Raw genomic sequence first — 24016 nt, 5'->3', positions numbered from 1 at the left:
AGTATGATTAGTAGCATCTAAAAAGGCTTAATCTCTTTTTCATAGAGGAGGGCTACCGCTTGTTAGTTTTCATCGCCAAACTCACGTGTTAGATTGGCTACATTTCTTTTGGTTTCTTGTGACCAACTTTTTACAGTATCAAGAGCACAAGCTATATCAGGTCTCTCGCTACGCAACTTAGCTATGTTGATCACAGAGCCTTCGTTCAGTATGAAAGGAGTACCTGCGGGAATAAAACTACCAAATATATGTGGGTTGTCCTTACGAAACTGAAGATACCTATCCTCATCATTTGTATCGATAGGGAGCGTTATCTTTGAGTGAGTACTGAAGCATAGGTCGAATTTATTAGACAAATTAATTACCTCGAACAATCAACAAAATAGACAACTTATATCATATGAAGTGTTCGAGTATTTTAATTTCTAAACATTTTGACTTGAATCAGACTACAAAAAGTAATCAATATGTAACTCACAAAGAATAACGCGTACACCAAGCATCGACACCGAATAATCAACCATATTCACAAATTTGGTGAATCCATGCACCAACAACGACCATTCAAAAAGAACATTCAATATAACCAATTGTTTAAATTGAGTTTTTGTTTGGCATCAAAACTGCAATCTTCCTTGTTAGGTCCAAACACTAACAAGGAGTTGGTTATGTTTGTTTTGATTTCCACACTATTGTCCATCGCTATTTTAGCTGGAATATATCACTTATCTTCTAAACGAGAGCAGCAACATGCGCGCAAATATCAGCTGTTAACATTGTTGCGAGATGTTGTTCACCTTCTGAGACACCACCGAGCTGCTACTCACTACTCGCTTCAATTCCAACAAAACGATCAACAAAAATTGGACGCTCTTCATGATGCTCTGACTAACAAGCTGCATCTTTTAGTCGAAACATCACGGTTTGAAAACAAACCCATGTATCGCGTATTACAGATTAAAGTAGGGAAACTACTTGAACAATGGAATGACCATAGTGTTGCAAGAAACCAGATGGAGCATGGTAAGTTAATTCGTCATTGCTTGTTTTTGATGGATGAAGTAACCATCGCATGGCTAGCGGTTGAACAAAGAGATGACTTACATAATGAGTATCACATGAACTGGCAAAACATTATGGATAGCTTGGAGACCCTGACTCAGTTGCGAATCAGCATTCAAGATTTAGGAGAGCAAGGCGGAAATGAACGTTTCAAAAATTATGCATCGGTCATGATGCGTAAGCTAAACCAACTAGCGGTTATCGCTCCACTTAGCATTACCTCTCCTGCTTCCACGCGCTCAATACAGACGCTAAATGAATACGTGACAGGGAGTCATGTCGACTTAACAGAAGCAGAGCTTTATGGCGTCACATCGGACTTGTCATTGACCATCTTCAATACTTACGACCATGTCCTTTCAGATGTCGTAGAGTCATTATATCTACCGTTACCCAGACTCTCGCTAGCAGGATAAACGTTCCATGCCTTATTATTGGTGCTTGGGCCGTCGCCGACTTATAAATAAAAACAAAAAAACCGCAGGCCTAAGGCACTGCGGTTTTCGCTTATCCAACTTGTCAGCGCTTAACTGTCGTCTTCCGTGAAGTTCGTTGGTAATTGCTTTTTCATTTCGTTCCAGATCAACGCACTTTCCATACCATAATGACGAATCACTACTGGTAGTTGTTCACGCTGGCCACTTTCACAAGTTTCGAGCAATTGATGGTAAAACTTCAGAGCTAGCTCACGAGAAGCTGGATTTGAGAAGTAGTAGCTACCGACACGATCGTAGAGCTTCTTCAAACCATTAAAGATCAAACCGTAAATTTGATTTCCTGAATGGAATGCTAGGCGCTGGAAAAGCATATAATCGTAAAAGTTGAACGTTTTAGCAATCAAGATTTCTTGACGCTTCGCTTCATCTTTCTCGTTATCTTCTTTCACATTCTGCAGAACTTTTTCAGCATACGGCGAAGAAGCGATGAATTCGTCCCAGGAAGCCGCATTCATTAAAGCTTCACAAGATTCGATTACGTTCTTAATTGTACGCTCAGAGCTCTCTTTGTTCGCTTTAAATGCATAGCGCATAAAGATAGGACTGATGTTAGTACGTGCCGCAAGCAGATCTTCTACAATGTTTGTCGCATTATCAACGTCTAGCGTCATTAAAGTATCCAAAATATGCAGACCAGAGGTCTCCATAAATTGGTTAACTTTCGTAGGTTTGCCGTGCTGGATAGTCAGCCATCCATCACGGGCTAGTCGTTGAAGAACCTCTCTTAAAGTCGTTCGAGTAACACCAATCAGTTCGGACAGCTCGCGCTCAGCAGGTAAAATTGAGCCTGGAGGAAAACGGCCGTTCCAAATGCTCTCGATAATATATTTTTCTGCGAATCCCGCAGGGCTTTTCGCCTTTATGACCATTCTACTTTTTATCCAATATTGATTTCTGAGGGTCGATACTACTCATCATACCACTACTTAGCGGTTTGAGAAAATTTACGATCAATAGTGGAAACGACTCCATAACATAGAGTTAATACTCTATATGTTGTGTCAATTTAAGAGGCTCTAACATGCAAGCGAAAGCAGTAAAATATGAATTTTCATTTAATTAAACAGCTCACAAATCTCGGAGAAATAAAGACAACCGTGTCACATTTTTATATTCAAAATATGAAAAATTACTTTGTATATCACAGTTAATATTCTTTCTTAATTTGCCTTTTCTCGTCACTGACCGTCATTTAAAATCCAAGAGGATTTTTTTAAGACTTTCATGGTATAGTAACGCCGTTTTGATCGCGTTATTACATTTAAAAAGTCATTTTAGTCGGTAGCATCACGTTTTGTTATTGACTAATAAATGCCTGAGTGTAGAGTTTGCGGTCGAAAGTGAGCGGTGCTTGAGTTCAGGGGAAGTAACTTGGCAAGACTACAATAAACAAAGGATTGTTGTTTTACTAAGTTATTGTTTTTAAAGACTAGTTAATAAGTCTAACAAACAGATACTTAAGCACTATTGTAGTGTCTATTCATAATTTTGTTATAAAGAGAATTATCATGCCGATATCGCTCGGAAACGCTTTTATCAAGAACTTCCTTGGTAAAGCGCCTGATTGGTACAAAGTTGCCATTATAGCCTTCTTAATAATTAACCCGATTGTATTCTTCCTAATAAACCCATTTGTAGCTGGATGGTTGTTGGTCGCTGAATTTATTTTCACGCTAGCAATGGCATTAAAATGCTACCCATTACAACCTGGCGGTTTACTTGCTATTGAAGCCATTGCTATCGGCATGACTAGCCCTGCGCAAGTTAAGCACGAATTAGTAGCAAATATCGAAGTACTGCTACTTCTGGTATTTATGGTTGCGGGCATCTACTTCATGAAGCAGCTATTGCTGTTCATTTTTACCAAAATTTTACTTGGCATTCGCTCTAAAACCCTACTATCACTCGCGTTCTGCTTTGCTGCGGCATTTTTGTCTGCATTTTTGGATGCCTTGACAGTTATCGCCGTTGTTATCAGCGTGGCGATCGGCTTTTACTCTATCTATCACAAAGTAGCGTCTGGTAACCCTATCGGTGACCATGACCATACACAAGATGACACGATCACTGAACTAACGCGTGATGACCTAGAAAACTATCGTGCCTTTTTGCGCTCTTTGTTGATGCATGCTGGTGTAGGTACTGCCTTAGGTGGCGTAACCACGATGGTTGGTGAACCTCAAAACTTAATTATTGCAGACCAAGCGGGTTGGTTATTTGGTGAATTCCTAATCCGTATGTCTCCAGTGACACTACCTGTATTTTTCTGTGGTCTCATCACTTGTGCTTTAGTTGAAAAGCTTAAAGTGTTTGGCTACGGCGCGAAGCTTCCTAACAACGTTCGTCAGATCCTCGTCGATTTTGACCGTGAAGAGCGTAAAACGCGAACAAATCAAGATGTCGCAAAACTCTGGGTTCAAGGTCTTATTGCGGTTTGGTTGATCGTTGCACTCGCTTTGCACTTAGCGGCTGTCGGCTTAATTGGCCTTTCTGTGATCATTTTAGCGACCGCATTTACTGGTGTCATTGAAGAGCACTCCATGGGGAAAGCGTTTGAAGAGGCCCTGCCCTTCACTGCACTGCTTGCAGTATTTTTCTCGATCGTTGCTGTAATCATTGACCAAGAGCTGTTTAAACCAGTCATCGATGCGGTGCTTGCCGTTGAAGATAAAGGTACTCAGCTAGCTCTGTTCTATGTGGCGAATGGCTTATTATCTATGGTGTCGGATAACGTGTTCGTTGGTACGGTTTACATCAATGAAGTAAAAACTGCACTCATTGAGGGTCTCATTACTCGTGATCAGTTCGACTTACTGGCGGTGGCAATCAATACTGGTACTAACCTGCCTTCTGTTGCAACGCCAAACGGTCAAGCGGCATTCCTATTCTTACTCACATCGGCTCTCGCTCCATTAATTCGTCTGTCTTACGGTCGAATGGTTATCATGGCGCTGCCTTACACCGTCGTTCTTGCGATTGTCGGTCTGATGGGAATCATGTTCTTCCTAGAGCCTGCAACCGCTTCTTTCTACGAAGCTGGTTGGATTTTACCTCATAGTGGTGATCTGACTCCCGTAGTATCCGGTGGTCACTAAAATTTGAGTTGATTAGGAAACTTATCCACGATAAAAAGCTCTGAGTATTCAGAGCTTTTTCTATTTCAGACAGGAACAAAAACGTGACTATTTTAAATTCACTTAACCAGTTTTCAAAGGGACGTTTATCGTGGCTACTGCTTCTGCTATTCGTCGTTTTCTTTGAAGCATGTGCCCTCTATTTTCAGCACGTCATGATGCTTGCACCATGTGTCATGTGTATTTATGAAAGAGTCGCGATGATTGGAGTGGGCGTCGCTGCAATGGTTGGTATATTGGCACCCAAGAACCCAATTTTCCGCTGGCTAGGTTTGATAGGCTGGGGATTAAGTGCTTACAAGGGTTTGTTACTTGCGATGCAGCACGTTGACTACCAGTTTAATCCATCACCATTCGCGACTTGCGATTTATTCGTCACATTCCCTAGCTGGGCTCCGCTCAATCAGTGGGTTCCTTGGATGTTTGAAGCATATGGTGATTGCTCTAAGGTTGTGTGGCAGTTCCTTGATTTATCAATGCCACAATGGTTAGTCGTAATTTTTGCAGGCAATTTAATCGCTTTGGCATTAATTGTAATTGCACAATTCTTCCCTGCAAAACGCGTTAATCCAATTCGTTAATCCTACTGACGCGTAAAAATTAACAAAAAGCCGACCATCTGGTCGGCTTTTTGTTAAGTGGATAGCGCGGCGATTCGATTTAGCCGCGTGATTGACCACAGCACTGCTTGAATTTTTTTCCGCTCTCACAAGGACAGGGATCATTGCGCCCGATACCTTTGAATGGGTTTAGGCTTTGAGCTTTATTGCCTACCATCAACTCATCCGCGCCCAGCGCGACTTCACCGACCATTAAATCAAGCTGGTCGACTAAATCTGTCAGGGCCGGTGGCGTTTCAATACCTGCGTCGCGCATCTGTTGCTGCGTTGCTGGCTCATCGATAGCCAGCATCAAAGTGGTCAGTAATGCTTGCAGCATACGCTGTAATCCATCATTGAGCTCAACGTCTTGCCACTGTTCTTCAATCATTGGCCAAACAGACATAAAGCCTTCGGCAAAATCAGCAAGTTGTTCAGGTTCTTTGCCTGTTAGCTCTAGCACAGAATATTCGTTTCGTTGAATTCGGTTATGCTGCTTGTGAATTTGCTCTTCCACAGCTGGTTGAATCGCTTTGAATCCCTCACCTAATAGCGGCTCTAACCACTTTTCAGGAGCGAGTGGTTTTGTCGTCAGATTCGCAGCTAACACTGCGCCTTCGATAAATAGGCAAGATTCATCGACGTGAACTTCACCTTTTTCAATCAATGTGTATTGCATGACATCTGGTTTCCCATAAATTTGGCGGCATTATACCTCAGAGCTCAAAAGCACGTAACCTAACGTTGTGTGTTTGACTGCATTGGGCGCTTCGAGTCTTTTAATGACAAACTTAACTTACATCGCTACAATCGCCCTCCTTTTTACCACCAAACTGTATTAGGCAAGCTATGCGAGTTGTACTAGGCCCAATGGAAGGCGTTTTAGATCATTTGATGCGCCAAATCCTGACCGAGATAAACGACTATGACCTGTGTGTTACGGAGTTTGTTCGCGTAATCGACCAGCTATTACCCGATCATGTGTTTCACCGTTTATGCCCAGAGCTGTTGCAAGGTTCTCAGACTGCATCTGGTGTGCCAGTACATGTGCAATTGTTGGGACAAGAACCGAACTGGATGGCTGAGAACGCAATTAAAGCGGCAAACCTTGGCGCCAGAGGTATTGATATAAACTTTGGTTGCCCAGCCAAAATGGTCAACAAAAGTAAAGGTGGAGCAGCGCTACTCCAACATCCAGAGCTCATTCACCGTGTGGTTAAAGCTTGTCGAGAAGCCGTTCCAGAAGCCATTCCCGTAACTGCAAAAATTCGTCTTGGCTGGGAGAACCCTGAAGATTGCTTTGAAATTGTCGATGCCATTCAGTCTGCTGGCGCAAATGAACTGACCGTACACGCACGTACTAAACAAGGTGGTTATAAAGCTTCTGAGATAAAATGGGATTACATCAACCAAATTCGTGAACGTTTTGATATCCCACTGATTGCGAATGGCGAAATTTGGAATTATGAAGACGGTCAACGTTGCATTGAAACGACTGGCGTTAACTCTTTGATGGTGTGCCGAGGCGCTTTCAATATCCCTAACTTAGGCAATATGGTAAAACATAACCACCAGCCAATGTCATGGCCCGAGGTGGTTGAGTTGCTCATCTATTATTCCAAGTTTGAGATGAAAGGCGATAAAGGCTTGTATTACCCAAACCGCGTAAAACAATGGTTCTCTTACTTACGTCAGGCTTATCCTGAAGCAAAAGACCTATTTAGAGAAATCAGAACGTTCAACAAAGCCGCACCAATTGTTGAGCATATTCAACGCTACCGCGATGACTTAAACTCTCAGGTTGCATAACTCCCGAACACAAAAAAGGACGAATATCTCGTCCTTTTTTGTATCTAAATCCTAGTAACAGATCTTATTTTTGCCGGTACTTTTGGCTTGATATAACTTTTCATCCGCCGCTTTAAACAATTCATCAAAGTTTTCTACTCGGCTCTCTTTACTAAACACCACACCGCCAGAGATCGTAAAGCCTTCTTTCGTTACGCGTGTCGAGCGCTCATCTATGGCCTTTTTTACTCTGTCTAAAATGAGTTTAATGCCCTCTGAATCTTCGTCATAAATCGCTAAAACGAACTCTTCGCCACCAAACCTTGAGGCAACATCGGTATGGCGAATATTTTCACGTATACATTTTGCAACAAGCTGAATTGCAGAATCACCGACATCATGACCATAGGTGTCGTTGATCTTCTTGAAGTTATCAATATCGAACACTGCTAAAGCAACCTGTTTTTTTGTCATCTTATTACGCCACACGGTTTGCATACCTCGACGATTCAATAAGCTGGTCATTGGGTCTCTTGCTGCCAGTTCTTTAAAGTAGCGTCGCTCGCTATGCATATTCACATAGAACAAGACGACGGTACTCAACACGTAAATAAATAGTGCGACAATAAGGCTGTATTTTTCAAAAACCGCTAGGTTCTTAGCTTCATCCCAAAGGTTGTACTCGTAGTACATGCTGTGATTCGCACTCAATCGCTCTAATTCGACTGGTTTGATTCGTGTACTGTTTGAAGGAATGGATTGTAAATTGGAAACCAAATGAAACTGACCTACAAGACCTAGCGACGAAGCCATAAGCGTATTGATGTCAAAATCAATAGATAAAACACCTTGATGTTCTCCTTTCTCATAGACGGGTACCGTCATACTAATGACTTGACCTTCCATCGAGTCCAACACAGGCCCTGGTCCAGCCAAGGTAATGTTCACTTTATCTTGCGCGGTTTTTTGCCAAAAAGGTCGGGCTTTTAGCGTTGACAAAAGCTCTTTTGTGAAATTTTTTGCGTAGGTATCGGGTGAGGAGATAACGTAACCGCGCTTGTCAATGTAATGGATTCCAACAATGTGCGATTCAATATCGTGCAGAAATGACAATGACGGCGCAAAACCCGCCTTTTGTTCAGCTAACTGGTTAATCGTTGAACCTTGCTGACATAAGCTTTCGTCCCCTACGATCATATAATCCAGGTCAACCGCAGGTAACCCTTCACTATAAACACTTTCGAGTAATAACACATCTATAGGCCAAAGATAACAAAGCCCTTCTTTGACTAAAGAATTATGTTCTTCAAACAGTGGGTTAGCGTAATTGGTATAGTTGGTGAAGCTGTAATCTAAAGCCGTGAGTACTTTAATACCGCGAGACATTGCACGCTCGATACGCGAATACTCAGAATCGATATAGCGGTTAACCGCATCATAGTAATTTTTCGTTGTCACGAGTAAAACCACTACAAATAACGCCAGAGGAAAAAAGATGACAAATGAGAGGCTAAATCGCCTTTGGTTTACCATTGAGTACCATGCATATGAAAGGTCAATAGTCTCTTATGACTGCTATTAAATTGATACTCGTTATCTGGTGACGCATGCAATGCAGCACCAGATAACAAGAGACCAAACAAATGTGTGCGCGCTGTTTGAGACCGTTTATATATTAAAGGAGTTTAATCAATATAGAGTGTGGTGTCACTTTAGTCGCCATAATTTGCAGCTCTGTGCCGACATATTGACAGAGATATGACCTTTATAATCAACCTGTTCTGTGTCATCTAACAACGATATAACTTGGCTAACCTCCAAGCCCAGTTGCCACATAGGTAAATCGATTGAACATTCATTACCACTGAGATTAATCATAACAACGACTGCTTCGCGACCCAGTACACGTGCGTACGCCAACTGGTTGTTAGTGCAATGAAGCCATTGAATACAGCCCGACTGTAAAGGCTTACATTGTTTACGTATCTTGATCCATTGTTGGTAAAGCGATAGCCATTGTGAACTTTCAATTTCATTCCAAGGAAAACAACGACGATTATCCGGGTCTAGCCCTCCTTCTAGACCGACTTCACTCCCGTAGTAAATACAAGGCGTGCCAACGTAAGTCATAAGCATTGCTAGCGCGATGTTCATTTTACGCTTATCACCATCAACCAATGTGATAAACCGAGCAGTATCGTGACTATCGAGTTGATTTAGCTGCGATAGCTGATTAGAAAATGGGATTTTTGCTCTGGCTTCGTCCAACCATGCTTTAAACTCCAAACCATCAATGTTGATTGGATCGTACATAATATCTTGTCGTGCGATAAAAGCTCGGACTGGATGAGCAAAACCGTAGTAGTTCATCGCCCCATCCTCTTGATCACCTTGCAACCACTGCGTTGCTTCAAAAAAGTGCTCACCTAACACATAAGCATTCGGGTTTACTGACTTAGTCGCATTACGAAACGCTGCCACATAATGAGCATTGTTTTTCGCGCCGTCCCCTTCGCCAAGCATATGGATTACATCAAACCGCCAGCCATCAACCAAGTACGGTGGCTTCAGCCAATACTTGATGACAGAATCTTCACTTTGGTAGATGTAGTCGCGCACCTGTTCATTTTCGAAGTTCAGAACCGGTAAGTTACCAATGCCTTTCCAACCAATGTAGTGATTGGTTTCGCCTTCGAAAAAGTAGTAATCACGGAACTTTGACTGCGGATTGCCATATGCTCCTTCTCCTTTTTGTTGGATATCAAACCAAGGATGATGCACTGACGTGTGGTTAAACACCGCGTCTAAGACAATCTTCATATTCTTACCACGGATTTTCTCACACAGTTCAGCAAACTGATCGTTGGTGCCGAACATAGGGTCAACAGTGAAGTAATCAGTGGTGTCGTATTTATGATTACTTGGTGAAGAAAAGATCGGATTGAAATAAAGCGCAGTAACGCCGAGCTGTTCAAGATAGTCCAACTTTTGTTCTACACCTTTGAGGTCGCCGCCAAAGAATTCACGCGCCCCGGTATTTTGGTGAGAGCCTACCGCGTCTCCCCACGCCTTGACGATCGATGCAGAATCATACTGAGCATAAGCGTGGCGAATATCGGACTCACTTTTACTAGCAGAAAAACGGTCAGGAAAGATTTGATAGAAAACTTGCTCTTGGACCCAGCTTGGTGGTTGATGCTCCACATTCAACTTAAAGTGGAACTCTTTGGGTGGAATACGCTTTTGTACGCCTCGTGCATCGAGCCAGTATTGTTGTCCGTCTTTGAGGAGCTTAAACACATAATGTGTGACATCTCGATCTTGATTTGGTCGAAACGATGCCTCCCATAGTAATAATTCACCAGACGTTCCTACTTGAGCCATGTCGACCAGATATTCTTCATTGTCCGGCTCAATACGCACATAGACGGAATCAAAATCCAATGTCTCGGTTTTCAGTCTGACTGTAACTTGCTCGTCATTAAAAGCTAAACCATCAATAGTTTGACTATGAAAAATAAATGGCAGGTTCATTATGGGCACTCCTCGTCATCGGATATGCCACTATGTTATTGAAAAATTAGAGACAAGAAATCCTCCCTGCGAGTTGACATATCAGCCAATTTTCCCAAGGAGGATCACACTTAGTAGGCGTAGTGACTTGTCGGATACCGCTTAGTTCAACAAAAGACTGTCATCTGCCAGCTCTTCACCACGCACTTTGGAGAACATATCCAACAAGTCTGGTACTTGCATGTTAGCACGCTGCTCTCCAGCCACATCAAGCACAATTTCACCTTGGTGAAGCATTACGGTCCTATCGCCACATGCTAATGCGTCTTTCATCGAATGCGTCACCATCATCACGGTTAAGTCGAACTCATCGACAATACGTTTAGTTAAGTCGATAACAAACGCCGCCATACGAGGATCAAGCGCAGCCGTGTGTTCATCAAGCAATAACAACTTACTCTCCGATAACGTCGCCATCACAAGGCTAACGGCTTGTCGTTGCCCACCAGACAGCAACCCAATGCTATCGCCCAAGCGGTCTTCTAAACCAAGACCAAGGATGCTAATTCTCTCTTGGAACAGCTTGCGACGTTTAGTAGAGAGCGCCAACCCCCAGCTGCGTTTTTTACCACGCATGTGCGCTAGAGCCATGTTCTCTTCTATCGTCAGTTCACCACAAGTCCCGGCCAATGGATCTTGAAACACTCGGGCACATTGCGTCGCACGTTGGGCTATCGTCTGCTTGGTGACGTCTTTGCCATCAATGATCACCTGACCACCTATCATCGGCGTCTCACCTGTCACCGCACCAAGCAACGTCGATTTTCCTGCGCCATTAGAACCAATCACGGTAAGAAATTGATGCTCTGGAACCTCTAAAGAGACGCCTTTCAATGCACGATTTTCCAAAATCGTCCCTGGGTTGAACGTGACCTGAATGTTATTTAGTTCGATCATAATGCCTCCCCAGAACCATTTTTTGATGCCGCTTGTTTGGCATCAGTAACGCGTTGTTTCGCTCTCATGCTCTGTTTTAGCTTTGGAGCAATAAGCGCCACAGCCACCAATACTGCGGTAACCAGGTTGAGGTCTGAAGCTTGTAAACCAAACATGCCAGAACTCAAAGCGAAAGCCACTGCAAGACGATAAAGTACCGAACCGATGATGACCGCAAATACCGCAACCCAAATCTTGCGCCCGGGAATAAGGGTCTGCCCCAAAATCACAGCAGCCAAACCAACGACAATGGTGCCCACGCCAGAGGTCACATCCGCAAAGCTGTTCGTTTGTGCAAACAACGCGCCTGCGAATCCCACAAACCCGTTGGATAAAGCCAAGCCAAAGTAGGTATAAAAGCCAGTGCTAGCCCCTTGCGCAGAAACCATACGCGCATTCACACCCGTGGCTCGTAAACCAAGACCAAAGTCGCTGTTCAGCAGGCGAATGACAAAGAAAGCGGACAGAAGAACTAAGACCCCAACAACCAGAGGGCGAATAAACATCGCATCGCCCAATGCTTCAAACGGAGTGAGAATAGTATCCTCTCCAAGCAACGCCATATTAGGTTTGCCCATAATACGAATATTAATTGAAAATGCAGCGATCATGGTAAGAATGGAAGCTAACAAGTGTAAAATACCACACCGAACAGCCAGAAAAGCGGTTACCCACCCCGTCATACTACCAGCTATCATCGCCATTATTGTCGCAAACCAAGGATTAATACCTGCGACAATCGCCGTTGCAGCCACCGCAGCTCCCATTGGAAAGCTGCCATCCACACTCAAATCGGGGAAATCGAGAACACGGAACGTAAGATACACACCCAGAGCGACTAGGCCATAAATCAAGCCAATTTCGAGTGCGCCAAAAAAAGCAAATGCAGACATAACTGCTCCTTTCTGCATGCTCAGGCTGGCTAATACCAACCTGAACTTAAGACTTCTAACGTATACTCCCCTTCTTCTCTAGCAGAATGCTTTACACGAGAAATCTGGAGAGTATCAGTTTTGGGGCAAGCCTCTATCAACCAACGTGACAGGCTTAACCCCAAAAAGCGTTACTTATTGCATGCTTGTCGCACGTTCAATCACAGAACTTGGCAGCTTGATACCGAGCTTAGATGCTGCGCTTTCATTAATAACAAGGTCAGAGCCCGTCGCGACTTTTACATCCAGCTTGCCTGGTTCTTGACCATCAAGAATCGCCGCCACGTAATCCGCGGTTTGTACACCAACCTGGTAGTAGTCAAAACCTAAGCCTGCAATTGCACCCTTTTCGACATACGACGTCGCGCCACCAAATACAGGTTTCTTCGCTTGATTCGCTGCCACAATCATCCCTTCAATCGCACTTGCAACTGTATTGTCTGTTGGGGCGTAAAGAATGTCTGATTTCGCTGCAATCGCTTGAGTCGCAGACTGAACATCAGCACTTTTTAGTGCGGTCGCTTCAACCACTTGTATGCCTTTTGCTTTTGCGCTTTCTTTTAGTAATTCAACTAAAGTCACGGCATTAGCTTCACCGGGATTAAATACAACCCCGATGCTTTTCACCTGAGGAAGAATTTCTTGGATGAGATCGACATGCTGAGCAACGGGTGAAAGATCAGACAGGCCAGTTACGTTTTTGCCTGGTTGTTCCATCGACTTAACCAATTTCGCACCAACCGGATCTGTTACCGCAGTAAAGACAACAGGAATAGAGCGAGTAGCCGACACCAAAGCTTGTGCCGAAGGTGTCGCGATGCCAACTAACACATCAGGATTTTCACCGACGTACTGACGGGCAATTTGCACCGCAATCGCTGGATTACCCTGTGCGGTCTTATAATCAAATTCTAGATTTTTGCCTTCTTCGTAGCCTTTCGCTTTCAAACCATCAAGTAACCCTTGGCGCGTCGCGTCTAACGCCGGGTGTTCGACAATCTGTGAAACTGCGACAGTTGCAGTGGCGGCCAGTACATTGGTAGAAGAGAAAATAGCAGTAGCAGATAGAACGGCGGTGGCTAATAAACGTTTCGTTTTCATCATAACTCCTTGATGTGACTTCGTCCTTGTTTCACGAGCTTTCAATATGTGTATCGACTCGTGAATTCAAATGTTTGAAGGCGGTATTGTTGTGTTCGTATAACTGTGCACTTCTTGCGCATCTTGTTTTTATTATTACTACTAAGTCTTAGTAAAGAAAAGAAAGATTTAACACTAAAGCAACATTTGTGATCGGGGGACTTCTTCATCCGGAAAGAATCTTTGGTAAACAAAGCTTCGCTCGCTTCATCAACGACCGTCAAAGTAGGTAATAGAGGCAGGATCAAAAATGGAGCGGCCAGTGCACACTCCATTTCAAACAATTTAAATTAGAACCAACGCTCTAATGACGATTTATCGAGCTGGCGAAACGCTCGGTTCAATATTATCGCAAGCTCTTTGTAACGAGGGCGAGCTTTGACAGGCTCTAATGCAAAACCTGTTTCCACAATTTTTTGATGCAACTCCCGATACCAAGAGGCCAAAGAAGGCGGCAATTTCGTGTTGGATCGAGCACCAAGCCACCAAATGCCTTGAAGTGGCAAGCTAATCGCAAACAAGGCGACAACAATGGATTGAGGTAACGCGTGGTAATTGTTGAATGCCATTTGAGTGAGTACGCTGATCGCAGCAACGGCCGGCATGACTTTAATGCCAAAGCGAGTCGCCTTAATGATACGCTGTTCCGGAAATATGGCGCTTAGCTCTTTACGAACCGGCCAGATCTCCATGTAATTCTGGCCATCTTTCAGGCTATGGATCAATCCGACTTTATTACTCATACCGCTCTCTCACTAAAAAATAGTTGAACATTTCAACTGAAGGTACAAAAAATTGATGAAAGTTAATATTCTTTCAAATTTTTTTTGTTATCATTGCTTATTATCGCTATCCTTTGCAGACCCTCAATCTCATTGTTGCTGTTATTTACAATTTAAGCAACTCCGAGATATCTATCTGCACGGATCGCATCATAGTGATGGAAGGGTTCATCACTATTTCTTTATATGGAATTAGAACAATTTTTGACCAGGATTAGTACGCAGCCTTCTGGGTATCGGCTATTCTTGTGATTAATTTTTCATTCTTTAACTGATTTTTTATCAGACGAATAACAGGTAGTCATACATGTCTAAGCTAGTTTTAGTTTTAAACTGCGGTAGTTCTTCTCTTAAATTTGCCGTTGTTGATGCCGAGAACGGCGACGAGCACTTGTCAGGTCTTGCTGAGTGTCTTCACCTTCCTGAAGCTCGCATCAAGTGGAAACTTGATGGCAAGCACGAAGCTCAACTAGGCAATGGTGCAGCTCACGAAGAAGCACTAGCGTTTATGGTAGAAACTATTCTTGCTTCTAAGCCAGAGCTTAAAGCTAACCTAGGCGCAATCGGTCACCGTATCGTTCACGGCGGCGAGCAGTTCACTCAATCTGCACTAATTACTGATGAAGTTCTAAAAGGTATTCAAGACGCTGCAACATTTGCACCTCTTCATAACCCTGCTCACATCATCGGAATCGAAGCGGCTAAGAAAAACTTCCCAGAGCTGAAAAACGTTGCTGTATTTGACACTGCGTTCCACCAAACTATGCCTGAAGAGTCTTACCTATACGCTCTTCCATACAACCTATACAAAGAACACGGTATCCGTCGTTACGGCATGCACGGTACTTCTCACTTGTTCATCACTCGTGAAGTTGCAGGCCTACTAAACAAACCAGTTGAAGAAGTAAACATCATCAACTGTCACCTAGGTAACGGCGCATCTGTATGTGCGATCAAGAACGGTCAATCTGTAGACACTTCTATGGGTCTTACTCCACTTGAAGGTCTGGTAATGGGTACTCGCTGTGGCGACATCGACCCTGCTATCGTCTTCCACCTACACGACGCTCTAGGTTACTCTGTTGATCAAATCAACACGATGCTAACTAAAGAGTCTGGTCTTCAAGGTCTAACTGAAGTGACTTCTGACTGTCGTTTCGTTGAAGACAACTACGGTCAAAAAGAAGAAGCAACACGCGCAATGGACGTGTTCTGCCACCGTCTAGCTAAATACGTTGCTGGCTACACTGCTTCAATGGAAGGCCGTCTAGACGCAATCACTTTCACTGGCGGTATCGGCGAGAACTCTGGCCCTATCCGTGAAATGGTTCTAAACCGTCTTGGCATCTTCGGTATCGAAGTAGATAGCGAAGCTAACCTTAAAGCTCGCTTCGGCGGCGAAGGCGTTATCACGACTGAAAACAGCCGTATCCCTGCAATGGTTATCTCTACTAACGAAGAGCTAGTCATCGCTGAAGACACTGCTCGCCTGACAGGTCTTTAATTGAATTCCTGGCTAGCCACTCGGCTAGCCAGATTTTCATTCAAACGAATTTCTTAGGGGCTCAACTCCTATTCTTCGAGCTTCATGGAATAAGAGTTGAGCTTTTATCCCCCAAATAGCTAAAGGTACTCTACGAATGTCTCGTACTATTATGCTTATCCCTACTAGCGCAGGCGTTGGCCTAACAAGCGTTAGCATGGGTGTTCTTCGCGCTATGGAGCGTAAAGGCGTTAAAGTTTCTTTCTACAAGCCAATCTGTCAGCCACGTTCAGGTGGTGATCAACCAGATCTGACTTCAACTATCGTTGGTCGTAACAGCGATATGAAGATCGGTGAACCAATGGCGATGTCTGTTGCTGAAAGCCTAATCGGTAACGACAACATGGACGAGCTGCTAGAAACCGTTGTTGAACGTTACAACCAAATCAACAAAGACGCAGACGTTACGCTAATCGAAGGTCTTGTACCTACTCGTAAGCACCCATTTGCAAACCAAGTAAACGCGGAAATCGCGGCAACACTTGGTGCAGAAATCGTGCTAGTTGCGACTCCAGGTACTGATAACCCTGCGCAACTGAAAGAGCGTATCGAAGTAGCATGTTCTAACTTCGGCGGCACTAAAAACAAAAACATCTCTGGCGTTATCATCAACAAGCTAAACGCTCCTGTTGACGAAGCTGGCCGTACTCGCCCTGACCTATCTGAAATCTTTGACGATGCAGACAGCGCGAAACAAAACGAATTGAAAGTGATGGAAATTTTCAACACTTCTCCAATTCGTGTACTAGGTTGTGTGCCATGGAGCATTGATCTGATTGCGACTCGTGCAATCGACATGGCTAAACACCTGAAAGCAGATATCATCAACGAAGGTGACATCAACACTCGTCGCATCAAGAGCATCACTTTCTGTGCGCGTTCTCTGCCAAACATGATTGAGCACTTCAAACCGGGTTCTCTACTTGTTACTTCTGCAGACCGTCCTGATGTTATCGTTGCTGCTTCTCTTGCTGCAATGAACGGTGTGGATATTGGTGCAGTACTGCTAACTGGCGGTTACGATATCCCTAGCGAAATCGAAGGCCTATGTAAACCAGCATTCGACACTGGTCTACCTATCTTCAAAGCTCAAGGTAACACTTGGCAAACGTCTCTAAACCTACAGAGCTTCAGCATCGAAGTACCTGCAGACGATAAAGAGCGTATCGAGTTCATCAACGAACACGTTGCTGGCCACATCGACGGTAACTGGATCGAGTCTATGACTGAAGGCACTCAGAAGTCTCGTCGTCTAAGCCCACCAGCGTTCCGTTACCAGCTAACTGAACTTGCTCGTAAAGCAGGTAAGCGTATCGTTCTTCCAGAAGGTGACGAACCACGCACAGTTAAAGCAGCAGCAATCTGTGCTGAACGCGGCATTGCAGACTGTGTACTTCTAGGTAACCCAGATGAAATCCGTCGCGTAGCGGCTCAACAAGGCGTTGAGCTAGGTACTGGTGTAACCATCATTGATGCAGATGCTGTTCGTGAAAACTACGTTGCTCGCCTAGTTGAGTTGCGCGGTGCTAAAGGCATGACTGAAGTTGTGGCTCGTGAGAAGCTACAAGATTCAGTATTCCTAGGCACAATGATGCTTGAGAACGACGAAGTTGACGGCCTAGTTTCTGGTGCTGTTCACACTACGGCGAACACTATCGTTCCTCCGTTCCAAATCATCAAGACGGCACCAAATGCGTCTATCGTATCTTCAGTATTCTTCATGCTTCTGCCTGATCAAGTACTGGTTTACGGTGACTGTGCAATCAACCCAGATCCAACTGCTGAACAGCTTGCTGAAATTGCTATCCAATCTGCTGACTCTGCAGCAGCATTTGGTATCGAACCACGCGTTGCAATGATCTCTTACTCTACTGGTGAATCTGGTAAGGGTGCAGACGTTGATAAAGTACGTGAAGCAACAAAACTGGCTCAAGAGAAACGTCCTGATCTTATCATTGACGGTCCTCTACAGTACGACGCTGCTATTATGGAAAACGTTGCTGCTTCTAAAGCACCAAACTCTCCAGTTGCAGGTAAAGCGACAGTATTTGTATTCCCAGACCTAAACACGGGTAACACAACTTATAAAGCGGTACAACGTTCAGCTGACCTAGTATCTATCGGTCCAATGCTGCAAGGTATGCGTAAGCCTGTAAACGACTTGTCTCGTGGCGCGCTAGTAGACGACATCGTGTACACCATCGCTCTAACAGCTATCCAAGCAGACCAAGAAGCTAAATAATCGCTTCTGACATCTAGTTGGATATAGATACAAAGCCCTCGATTCATCGAGGGCTTTTTCTATTGCTGGCCAGAACACTTATTTGTTTTTTATACCAATCACTGCACAACCTATAATTACTGGTGCACAAAGCTTTTCTCCCTATCGCCCCCCATACCTAATCGACATTGCTCGTGCTTGTTCTTACACCGATTGACCCACTCCCCAAAATGCATTGGCTCCAAAGCAGCACGGTCCCTGTTCAATTTATCGACATTATTTACGTTTTAGCTAAACTTTTTTGCTAGGAAATACGTAAAAGCTACTGCAATGCACAAACTCATTGACTGCTAAGGAATATATATGAAGGATTTCATCAATACATCACTGATAAAGTTTGGTTTAGCTGCGTTTCTGATTAGTTTTTCTTCATTCAGCTTTTCCGCCCCGAGTATTAAAGGCGTCGATCAAGATATGTCCGGAGGAACGGTGACCGCTGAAATGGCTCATGCTGATGACAATGGGTGGATGGTTGTCCACCGAACAGACGAATCAATGAAGCCTGGTCCTGTTATCGGCTACGCTCCGTTAAAAATGGGAAAGAATGAAAACGTAAATGCAATTTTGATGGAACCAGTAGAATCAGGCGATATGCTGATGTTAATGGTCCACGGAGAGAAAGGTGGCATGAAGACTGGTGTGTTTGAGTATACGCTCGGCGCTAAAGGGGACGGTCCTGTAAAAGTGGACGGAAAGCTAGTGATGGACATCGTACGCGCTAAGTAAGGTGGCGATGAATGAAAAAGTAAACTTCCTACTCCCGGTATTTAGATGACACAAAAGTACTTAACGGCATTGCTAACCGTTAAGTACTTTTTCATTTGCGATGGAAGCAGCAAACTAGCCAATCCTTTCTCTTCCATGAGGAGTATTTAGGTCTAAATCAGGCCCTTTTGGTACAACTTGCGTCGGATTAATCCCAGTGTGGCTGAAGTAGTAGTGGCGTTTAATGTGATAGAAATCCGTCGTTTCTTCGACGCCTTCGACTTGATATAACTCTTTTAAGTAGCCTTGTATATTTTCGTAGTCTGCGATGCGCTGCTTGTTACACTTGAAATGCCCCACATACACCGCATCAAAACGAATAAGAGTCGTAAACAAACGCCAATCAGCCTCAGTAATTGTGTTCCCTGCTAAGTAACGATGCGTCGCTAAGTGAGCATCGATTTTATCTAACGCATTAAACAAAGAATCAAACGCTTCTTCATACGCCTCTTGTGTAGTCGCGAAGCCACAACGATACACTCCGTTGTTGACATTTGGATAAACAAAATCGTTCCACTCATCAATAACGTGTTTTAGATGATCTGGATAGTAGTCGTCGTGATTCCCTGTTAACGCATTGAATTCCGAATTGAACATGCGAATGATCTCTGACGACTCGTTTGACACAATAGTATTGGTCTTTTTATCCCAAAGTACAGGCACGGTTACGCGGCCCGTGTAATCGGGTTTGGCCTGCGTGTAAATTTGATACATGCGCGTGTGACCAAACAATGGCTCAGGAAGCCCCATTTGCCAACCTTGGCTGAGCATATCAGGGCAAACGACCGTGACATCAATATGTGGTTCTAAACCTTTCAGCTTGCGGAAAATGAGGGTTCGATGTGCCCACGGACAAGCAAGAGAGACATACAAATGGTATCGACCGGACTCTGGTGTAAATTCCGCATCAGGGTCGTTTTTAACCCAGTTACGGAATCCGGCATCTTCGCGCACAAATTTGCCACCATTTGATTTTGTGTCATACCAGACATCTTGCCAAACACCTTCAACCAACTTACCCATGATTGCTCTCCTCTCGTTTTGTTTGTGTCTATATTAGCGTTTCCTATCAAACAGAGAATCATCGAACTTAGGACATCATGTTCAAGAAATTCGAATGTATAAATCAGACACATAAAAAAAGCGCGACCCGATGAAGGTGTCGCGCTTAAGCCCGTCACAGGCTGAATTTATACACTAACGTGTAAACAAGATACCGCGTGAACGTCATTACCTAAAATGGTTGGCTTCGTCTTCGCACACTCTTCGGTTGCTTGTGGGCAACGAGTGCGGAATACACAACCCGACGGTGGGTTGATAGGTGAAGGAAGATCACCCTCTAGCATTTGGATTTTCTTATTGCGCTCAATATCCGGGTCCGGGATCGGAACCGCAGACATCAGCGCACGCGTATATGGGTGCTTAGGATCAGCAAACAGAGCCTCGGCCTCGCCAAGTTCCACGGCATTACCTAAATACATAACTAAAACGCGATCTGAAATGTGTTTAACGACAGACAAGTCATGCGCAATGAATACCAGAGAAAGCCCTAACTCTTTTTGAATCTCTTTAAGCAGGTTAACCACCTGAGCTTGAATAGATACATCAAGCGCCGATACTGGCTCGTCACAAATGATCATCTTAGGCTTAAGGATAAGCGCACGCGCTATCCCGATACGCTGACACTGACCACCCGAGAACTCGTGTGGGTAACGGTTAATCACGTTAGGTAATAGGCCAACTTTCGCCATCATCTCTTTAACGCGATCTTTCACTTCCTGCTTAGACAGTTCTGGATAGAATGTCTCAAGAGGTTCAGCAATGATATCACCAACAGTCATACGCGGATTCAGCGATGCCAATGGGTCTTGGAAAATCATCTGAATTTCTTTACGCGTCTCACGGCGCTGAACGCTTTTCATTTTAGTAAGGTCTTGACCCAACCAAACTACTTGGCCGTCAGTAGCTTCAACCAGACCAATGATGGCACGAGCAAACGTCGATTTACCACAACCTGATTCACCTACTACACCAAGCGTTTCCCCTTCGTATAGTCGAACGTTCACGCCATCTACCGCTTTCAGGCTCGAAGGCTTTGACCACGGCCATGCCGACTTTGAGGCAATGCTGAAGTGAACTTTCAGCTCAGAAATGTCCAGAATTAGTTTTTTGTCTACTGCGTTCATTTGTTCCAAGCCTCCCATTCAGAAAAACATGCACGCTGACGACCATCACCAAATGGTGTCAGAATTGGCGCCTCGCGCTTACAACGATCCATCACACGGTGACAGCGCTCTTGATAAGGGCAGCCCGGCGGTAGACGAAGCAAGTTTGGTGGATTACCAGGAATGGTCGGCAGAATTTCACCCTCAGTATCGAGGCGAGGAATCGCCTTCAGCAGCCCCTCCGCATAAGGATGGCTTGGATTGTAGAAAATTTCGTTTACGTTGCCGTACTCCATAGTACGGCCTGCATACATCACCAGCACCTTGTCACACGAACCTGCAACCACACCAAGGTCGTGCGTGATCATGATGATCGCTGTGTTGAACTCAGATTTCAGCTCATTCAACAAGTCCATGATCTGTGCTTGTACCGTCACATCAAGTGCTGTTGTTGGCTCATCGGCAATAAGCAGTTTAGGACGACATAACAACGCCATCGCGATCATTACACGCTGACGCATACCGCCTGAAAACTCATGCGGGTACATCGTGATACGCTTACGCGCTTCAGGGATTTTTACCGCTTCCAGCATGCGTACTGATTCTTCAAATGCTTCCGCTTTGCCCATGCCTTTGTGCAGCATAAGCACTTCCATCAACTGATCACTCACTTTCATGTAAGGGTTCAGTGATGTCATTGGGTCTTGGAAGATCATTGCGATCTGTTCCGCACGCACTTTGTTCAGTTCTTTTTCCGGTAAGTTTAGGATTTCTTTGCCTTCAAACTTTGCGCTACCAGAAATAATACCGTTCTTAGCCAAAAGGCCCATGATTGCGAATACGGTTTGAGATTTACCTGATCCCGACTCTCCAACGATACCTAAGGTTTCGCCTTGGTTGAGAGAGAAGTTCAAATCGTTTACTGCGGTTACGATACCATCTTGCGTGGTGAATTCGACGCGCAGATCTTTGACATCTAATAAGCTCATCATTGCTTCCTTAATCTTATCTTTTAATTATCTGTCTTTTGGATCCAGCGCATCGCGCAGGCCGTCACCAACGTAGTTGAAGCAGAATAGCGTCACAACCATGAACACTGCTGGGAATGCCAGCTGCCAGATTGCTACTTCCATCGTCTGTGCACCTTCTTGTAGAAGAGCGCCCCAACTTGTCATTGGTTCCTGAACACCAAGACCAAGGAATGATAGGAATGATTCCGTTAGAATCATACTTGGGATAAGCAGCGTAGAGTATACCGCTACAATACCCAGTACGTTCGGTACGATATGACGAGTAATGATTTTCCAGTTGCTTACACCACACACATGTGCTGCTTCGATAAACTCCTTGCTACGTAGACTAAGAGTCTGACCACGTACGATACGCGCCATATCTAGCCATGCGATAGCACCAATCGCAACGAAGATCAGCATGATGTTACGACCGAAGAATGTTACCAGTACAATCACCAGGAACATAAACGGTACCGCGTATAAAATTTCTAGAATACGCATCATTACGCGGTCAACTTTACCGCCGATGAAACCAGATGCTGCGCCGTAGAGCGTACCAATCAGTACCGCTACAAATGCACCCATAACACCTACCATCAACGAAATACGACCTCCAATTAGCGTACGCACGTATAAATCACGGCCTAAGCTGTCAGTACCAAACCAATGGTCAGCATTCGGTGCAACGTGCATCGCGTACCAGTCAGTATCATCAAATGTGTACGGTGCGATCATTGGCAGGATAATAACCGCCAACGTCATTAGAACAAGAAGGAATAAGCTCACCATCGCCGCTTTGTTGCGCATGAAACGGATACGAGCATCTTGCCAAAGACTGCGACCTTCAATCTCCAAGTTTTCGGAGAATTTCTCAATCGCTTCTAGGTTTTCTTTTTTCGTTAACATAACCAAACGTCCCTGTTAGTAGCGAATTTTCGGGTCAATCATTGCAAGTAAAATATCTACAATCGCGTTGAATAGAATAAATAGGAAACCAATCAGAATGGTTACCCCCATTACTAGCGAGTAGTCACGGTTAAACGCAGCGTTAACGAATAGTTTACCAATACCAGGCAGACCAAAAATGGTTTCGATAACAACGGAACCGGTGATGATACCTACGAAAGCTGGACCCATGTAAGAAACAACAGGGAGAAGTGCCGGCTTCAGAGCATGTTTGATAATGATGTAACGGTAACTTAGACCTTTAGCACGTGCCGTACGAATAAAGTTACTGTTTAAGGTTTCGATCATCGAACCACGCGTAATACGAGCAAAAGTAGCAACATACAGTAGCGACATACCAATAACAGGAAGCACTAAATACTGCCAGCTACCATCTTGCCAACCGCCCGCAGGGAAGATATTCCAGTGAAGCGAGAATATGTAGATAAGCGCAGGCGCTAATACAAAGGATGGCATTACCACACCAAGCATCGCAGTCGACATAATGGTGTAATCAATCCAAGTATTTTGCTTGAGCGCAGCAATGGTACCGACGGTAACCCCCATTATCAAAGTAAAGATAAAGGCGATGAAGCCCACTTTAGCCGAAACTGGTAAGGCAACCGCGATCAGCTCGTTTACTGAGTAATCAAGGTATTTAAATGACGGTCCGAAATCACCTTGGATAACATTGGTCAAATACGTGGTGTATTGTTCAAATACAGGTTTATCCAAGCCATATTTAGCTTCGATATTTGCCATTACTTCGGGTGGCAATGGACGCTCTGTCGAGAAAGGGTTTCCCGGTGCAAAGCGCATAAGAAAGAAAGATACGGTGATCAAAACCAACATTGTTGGGAT

Annotated in this window: 20 protein-coding genes; 7 read left to right on the top strand and 13 right to left on the bottom strand. The window is 44.3% G+C overall.

What is annotated here, in order from left to right; genetic code table 11:
- Window positions 1-668 precede the first annotated feature (668 nt).
- On the top strand, window positions 669-1478 hold the full coding sequence (locus R7E42_RS22305) for a hypothetical protein (RefSeq protein WP_017821380.1): 810 nt from the start codon (window positions 669-671) through the stop codon (window positions 1476-1478).
- A gap of 110 nt (window positions 1479-1588) precedes the next feature.
- Here R7E42_RS22305 and fadR read toward each other — a convergent pair whose 3' ends face one another.
- The gene (gene fadR / locus R7E42_RS22300) at window positions 1589-2428 is read right to left on the bottom strand and encodes a fatty acid metabolism transcriptional regulator FadR (RefSeq protein WP_005380824.1); all 840 of its coding nucleotides are present in this window, start codon (window positions 2426-2428) and stop codon (window positions 1589-1591) included.
- Between the two features lie 639 nt (window positions 2429-3067).
- Here fadR and nhaB point away from each other — a divergent pair.
- Window positions 3068-4654: a Na(+)/H(+) antiporter NhaB gene (nhaB, locus tag R7E42_RS22295; RefSeq protein WP_005380822.1), complete on the top strand. Its 1587-nt coding sequence runs from the start codon at window positions 3068-3070 to the stop codon at window positions 4652-4654.
- Between the two features lie 83 nt (window positions 4655-4737).
- Complete coding sequence (gene dsbB, locus R7E42_RS22290) at window positions 4738-5274, top strand: disulfide bond formation protein DsbB (RefSeq protein WP_213885513.1); 537 nt, start codon at window positions 4738-4740, stop codon at window positions 5272-5274.
- 79 nt (window positions 5275-5353) lie between these two features.
- Here dsbB and R7E42_RS22285 read toward each other — a convergent pair whose 3' ends face one another.
- Window positions 5354-5971 (bottom strand): YecA family protein, encoded by a 618-nt coding sequence (locus R7E42_RS22285; RefSeq protein WP_005380818.1) that lies wholly within the window; start codon window positions 5969-5971, stop codon window positions 5354-5356.
- A gap of 170 nt (window positions 5972-6141) precedes the next feature.
- Here R7E42_RS22285 and dusC point away from each other — a divergent pair, with 170 nt between their 5' ends.
- Entirely contained in the window at window positions 6142-7101 is a 960-nt protein-coding gene (gene dusC / locus R7E42_RS22280; RefSeq protein WP_017633856.1) for a tRNA dihydrouridine(16) synthase DusC, read from the top strand.
- Between the two features lie 51 nt (window positions 7102-7152).
- Here dusC and R7E42_RS22275 read toward each other — a convergent pair whose 3' ends face one another.
- The 6 genes from R7E42_RS22275 to yfbV all read right to left on the bottom strand — a co-directional run bounded on the left by R7E42_RS22275 (window position 7153) and on the right by yfbV (window position 14404).
- Window positions 7153-8613, bottom strand: coding sequence for a sensor domain-containing diguanylate cyclase (locus tag R7E42_RS22275; protein ID WP_213886608.1), 1461 nt, complete (start codon window positions 8611-8613; stop codon window positions 7153-7155).
- Between the two features lie 174 nt (window positions 8614-8787).
- Window positions 8788-10614, bottom strand: a complete 1827-nt coding sequence (gene malZ, locus R7E42_RS22270; RefSeq protein ID WP_318072998.1) for a maltodextrin glucosidase — start codon at window positions 10612-10614, stop codon at window positions 8788-8790.
- A gap of 141 nt (window positions 10615-10755) precedes the next feature.
- A complete protein-coding gene (locus R7E42_RS22265; protein WP_262666688.1) occupies window positions 10756-11550 on the bottom strand; it encodes an ABC transporter ATP-binding protein in 795 nt (264 codons plus the stop codon).
- A complete protein-coding gene (locus R7E42_RS22260) occupies window positions 11547-12482 on the bottom strand; it encodes an ABC transporter permease (protein WP_085569758.1) in 936 nt (311 codons plus the stop codon). Before R7E42_RS22260 ends, R7E42_RS22265 begins: the two co-directional genes overlap by 4 nt.
- Before the next feature lie 174 nt (window positions 12483-12656).
- A complete protein-coding gene (locus tag R7E42_RS22255) occupies window positions 12657-13622 on the bottom strand; it encodes an ABC transporter substrate-binding protein (RefSeq protein WP_005380811.1) in 966 nt (321 codons plus the stop codon).
- Between the two features lie 329 nt (window positions 13623-13951).
- On the bottom strand, window positions 13952-14404 hold the full coding sequence (yfbV, locus tag R7E42_RS22250; RefSeq protein ID WP_005380809.1) for a terminus macrodomain insulation protein YfbV: 453 nt from the start codon (window positions 14402-14404) through the stop codon (window positions 13952-13954).
- A gap of 346 nt (window positions 14405-14750) precedes the next feature.
- Here yfbV and R7E42_RS22245 point away from each other — a divergent pair, with 346 nt between their 5' ends.
- The 3 genes from R7E42_RS22245 to R7E42_RS22235 all read left to right on the top strand — a co-directional run bounded on the left by R7E42_RS22245 (window position 14751) and on the right by R7E42_RS22235 (window position 18993).
- Entirely contained in the window at window positions 14751-15947 is a 1197-nt protein-coding gene (locus R7E42_RS22245; RefSeq protein WP_005380807.1) for an acetate kinase, read from the top strand.
- Between the two features lie 136 nt (window positions 15948-16083).
- Window positions 16084-18228 (top strand): phosphate acetyltransferase, encoded by a 2145-nt coding sequence (gene pta / locus R7E42_RS22240; RefSeq protein WP_005380805.1) that lies wholly within the window; start codon window positions 16084-16086, stop codon window positions 18226-18228.
- Window positions 18229-18570: 342 nt separating this feature from the next.
- Entirely contained in the window at window positions 18571-18993 is a 423-nt protein-coding gene (locus R7E42_RS22235; RefSeq protein WP_318072997.1) for a hypothetical protein, read from the top strand.
- A gap of 114 nt (window positions 18994-19107) precedes the next feature.
- Here the strand turns inward: R7E42_RS22235 and R7E42_RS22230 are convergent, their stop codons facing one another.
- The 5 genes from R7E42_RS22230 to oppB form a co-directional block, all read right to left on the bottom strand.
- The gene (locus R7E42_RS22230; protein ID WP_005387267.1) at window positions 19108-20055 is read right to left on the bottom strand and encodes a glutathione S-transferase family protein; all 948 of its coding nucleotides are present in this window, start codon (window positions 20053-20055) and stop codon (window positions 19108-19110) included.
- A 167-nt stretch (window positions 20056-20222) separates the two neighbouring features.
- Window positions 20223-21236: a murein tripeptide/oligopeptide ABC transporter ATP binding protein OppF gene (gene oppF / locus R7E42_RS22225; protein WP_005387265.1), complete on the bottom strand. Its 1014-nt coding sequence runs from the start codon at window positions 21234-21236 to the stop codon at window positions 20223-20225.
- Window positions 21215-22186 carry an ABC transporter ATP-binding protein gene (locus R7E42_RS22220; protein ID WP_005380792.1) on the bottom strand — a complete coding sequence of 324 codons (972 nt, stop codon included), beginning with the start codon at window positions 22184-22186 and terminating at the stop codon, window positions 21215-21217. The genes oppF and R7E42_RS22220 overlap by 22 nt, the downstream gene beginning before the upstream one ends.
- Before the next feature lie 27 nt (window positions 22187-22213).
- Window positions 22214-23116: an oligopeptide ABC transporter permease OppC gene (gene oppC / locus R7E42_RS22215; RefSeq protein WP_017633861.1), complete on the bottom strand. Its 903-nt coding sequence runs from the start codon at window positions 23114-23116 to the stop codon at window positions 22214-22216.
- 15 nt (window positions 23117-23131) lie between these two features.
- The coding region (gene oppB, locus R7E42_RS22210) for an oligopeptide ABC transporter permease OppB (protein WP_318072996.1) at window positions 23132-24016 on the bottom strand (885 nt) is incomplete at its 5' end.

The organism is Vibrio sp. Vb1337 (genome assembly GCF_033338715.1).
In the GTDB taxonomy this organism is placed as follows: Bacteria; Pseudomonadota; Gammaproteobacteria; order Enterobacterales; family Vibrionaceae; genus Vibrio; species Vibrio alginolyticus.
Note: the sequence above shows the minus strand (reverse complement) of the source record. Positions and strands in the feature narration are given on the sequence as shown.

Excerpts from the sequence above, each read along its gene's own strand:
- R7E42_RS22305 (WP_017821380.1), top strand. The coding sequence starts at position 669 with ATGTTTGTTTTGATTTCCACACTATTGTCCATCGCTATTTTAGCTGGA.
- fadR (WP_005380824.1), bottom strand. The coding sequence starts at position 2,428 with ATGGTCATAAAGGCGAAAAGCCCTGCGGGATTCGCAGAAAAATATATT.
- nhaB (WP_005380822.1), top strand. The coding sequence starts at position 3,068 with ATGCCGATATCGCTCGGAAACGCTTTTATCAAGAACTTCCTTGGTAAA.
- R7E42_RS22285 (WP_005380818.1), bottom strand. The coding sequence starts at position 5,971 with ATGCAATACACATTGATTGAAAAAGGTGAAGTTCACGTCGATGAATCT.
- dusC (WP_017633856.1), top strand. The coding sequence starts at position 6,142 with ATGCGAGTTGTACTAGGCCCAATGGAAGGCGTTTTAGATCATTTGATG.
- R7E42_RS22275 (WP_213886608.1), bottom strand. The coding sequence starts at position 8,613 with ATGGTAAACCAAAGGCGATTTAGCCTCTCATTTGTCATCTTTTTTCCT.
- malZ (WP_318072998.1), bottom strand. The coding sequence starts at position 10,614 with ATGAACCTGCCATTTATTTTTCATAGTCAAACTATTGATGGTTTAGCT.
- R7E42_RS22265 (WP_262666688.1), bottom strand. The coding sequence starts at position 11,550 with ATGATCGAACTAAATAACATTCAGGTCACGTTCAACCCAGGGACGATT.
- R7E42_RS22260 (WP_085569758.1), bottom strand. The coding sequence starts at position 12,482 with ATGTCTGCATTTGCTTTTTTTGGCGCACTCGAAATTGGCTTGATTTAT.
- R7E42_RS22255 (WP_005380811.1), bottom strand. The coding sequence starts at position 13,622 with ATGAAAACGAAACGTTTATTAGCCACCGCCGTTCTATCTGCTACTGCT.
- yfbV (WP_005380809.1), bottom strand. The coding sequence starts at position 14,404 with ATGAGTAATAAAGTCGGATTGATCCATAGCCTGAAAGATGGCCAGAAT.
- R7E42_RS22245 (WP_005380807.1), top strand. The coding sequence starts at position 14,751 with ATGTCTAAGCTAGTTTTAGTTTTAAACTGCGGTAGTTCTTCTCTTAAA.
- pta (WP_005380805.1), top strand. The coding sequence starts at position 16,084 with ATGTCTCGTACTATTATGCTTATCCCTACTAGCGCAGGCGTTGGCCTA.
- R7E42_RS22235 (WP_318072997.1), top strand. The coding sequence starts at position 18,571 with ATGAAGGATTTCATCAATACATCACTGATAAAGTTTGGTTTAGCTGCG.
- R7E42_RS22230 (WP_005387267.1), bottom strand. The coding sequence starts at position 20,055 with ATGGGTAAGTTGGTTGAAGGTGTTTGGCAAGATGTCTGGTATGACACA.
- oppF (WP_005387265.1), bottom strand. The coding sequence starts at position 21,236 with ATGGGAGGCTTGGAACAAATGAACGCAGTAGACAAAAAACTAATTCTG.
- R7E42_RS22220 (WP_005380792.1), bottom strand. The coding sequence starts at position 22,186 with ATGAGCTTATTAGATGTCAAAGATCTGCGCGTCGAATTCACCACGCAA.
- oppC (WP_017633861.1), bottom strand. The coding sequence starts at position 23,116 with ATGTTAACGAAAAAAGAAAACCTAGAAGCGATTGAGAAATTCTCCGAA.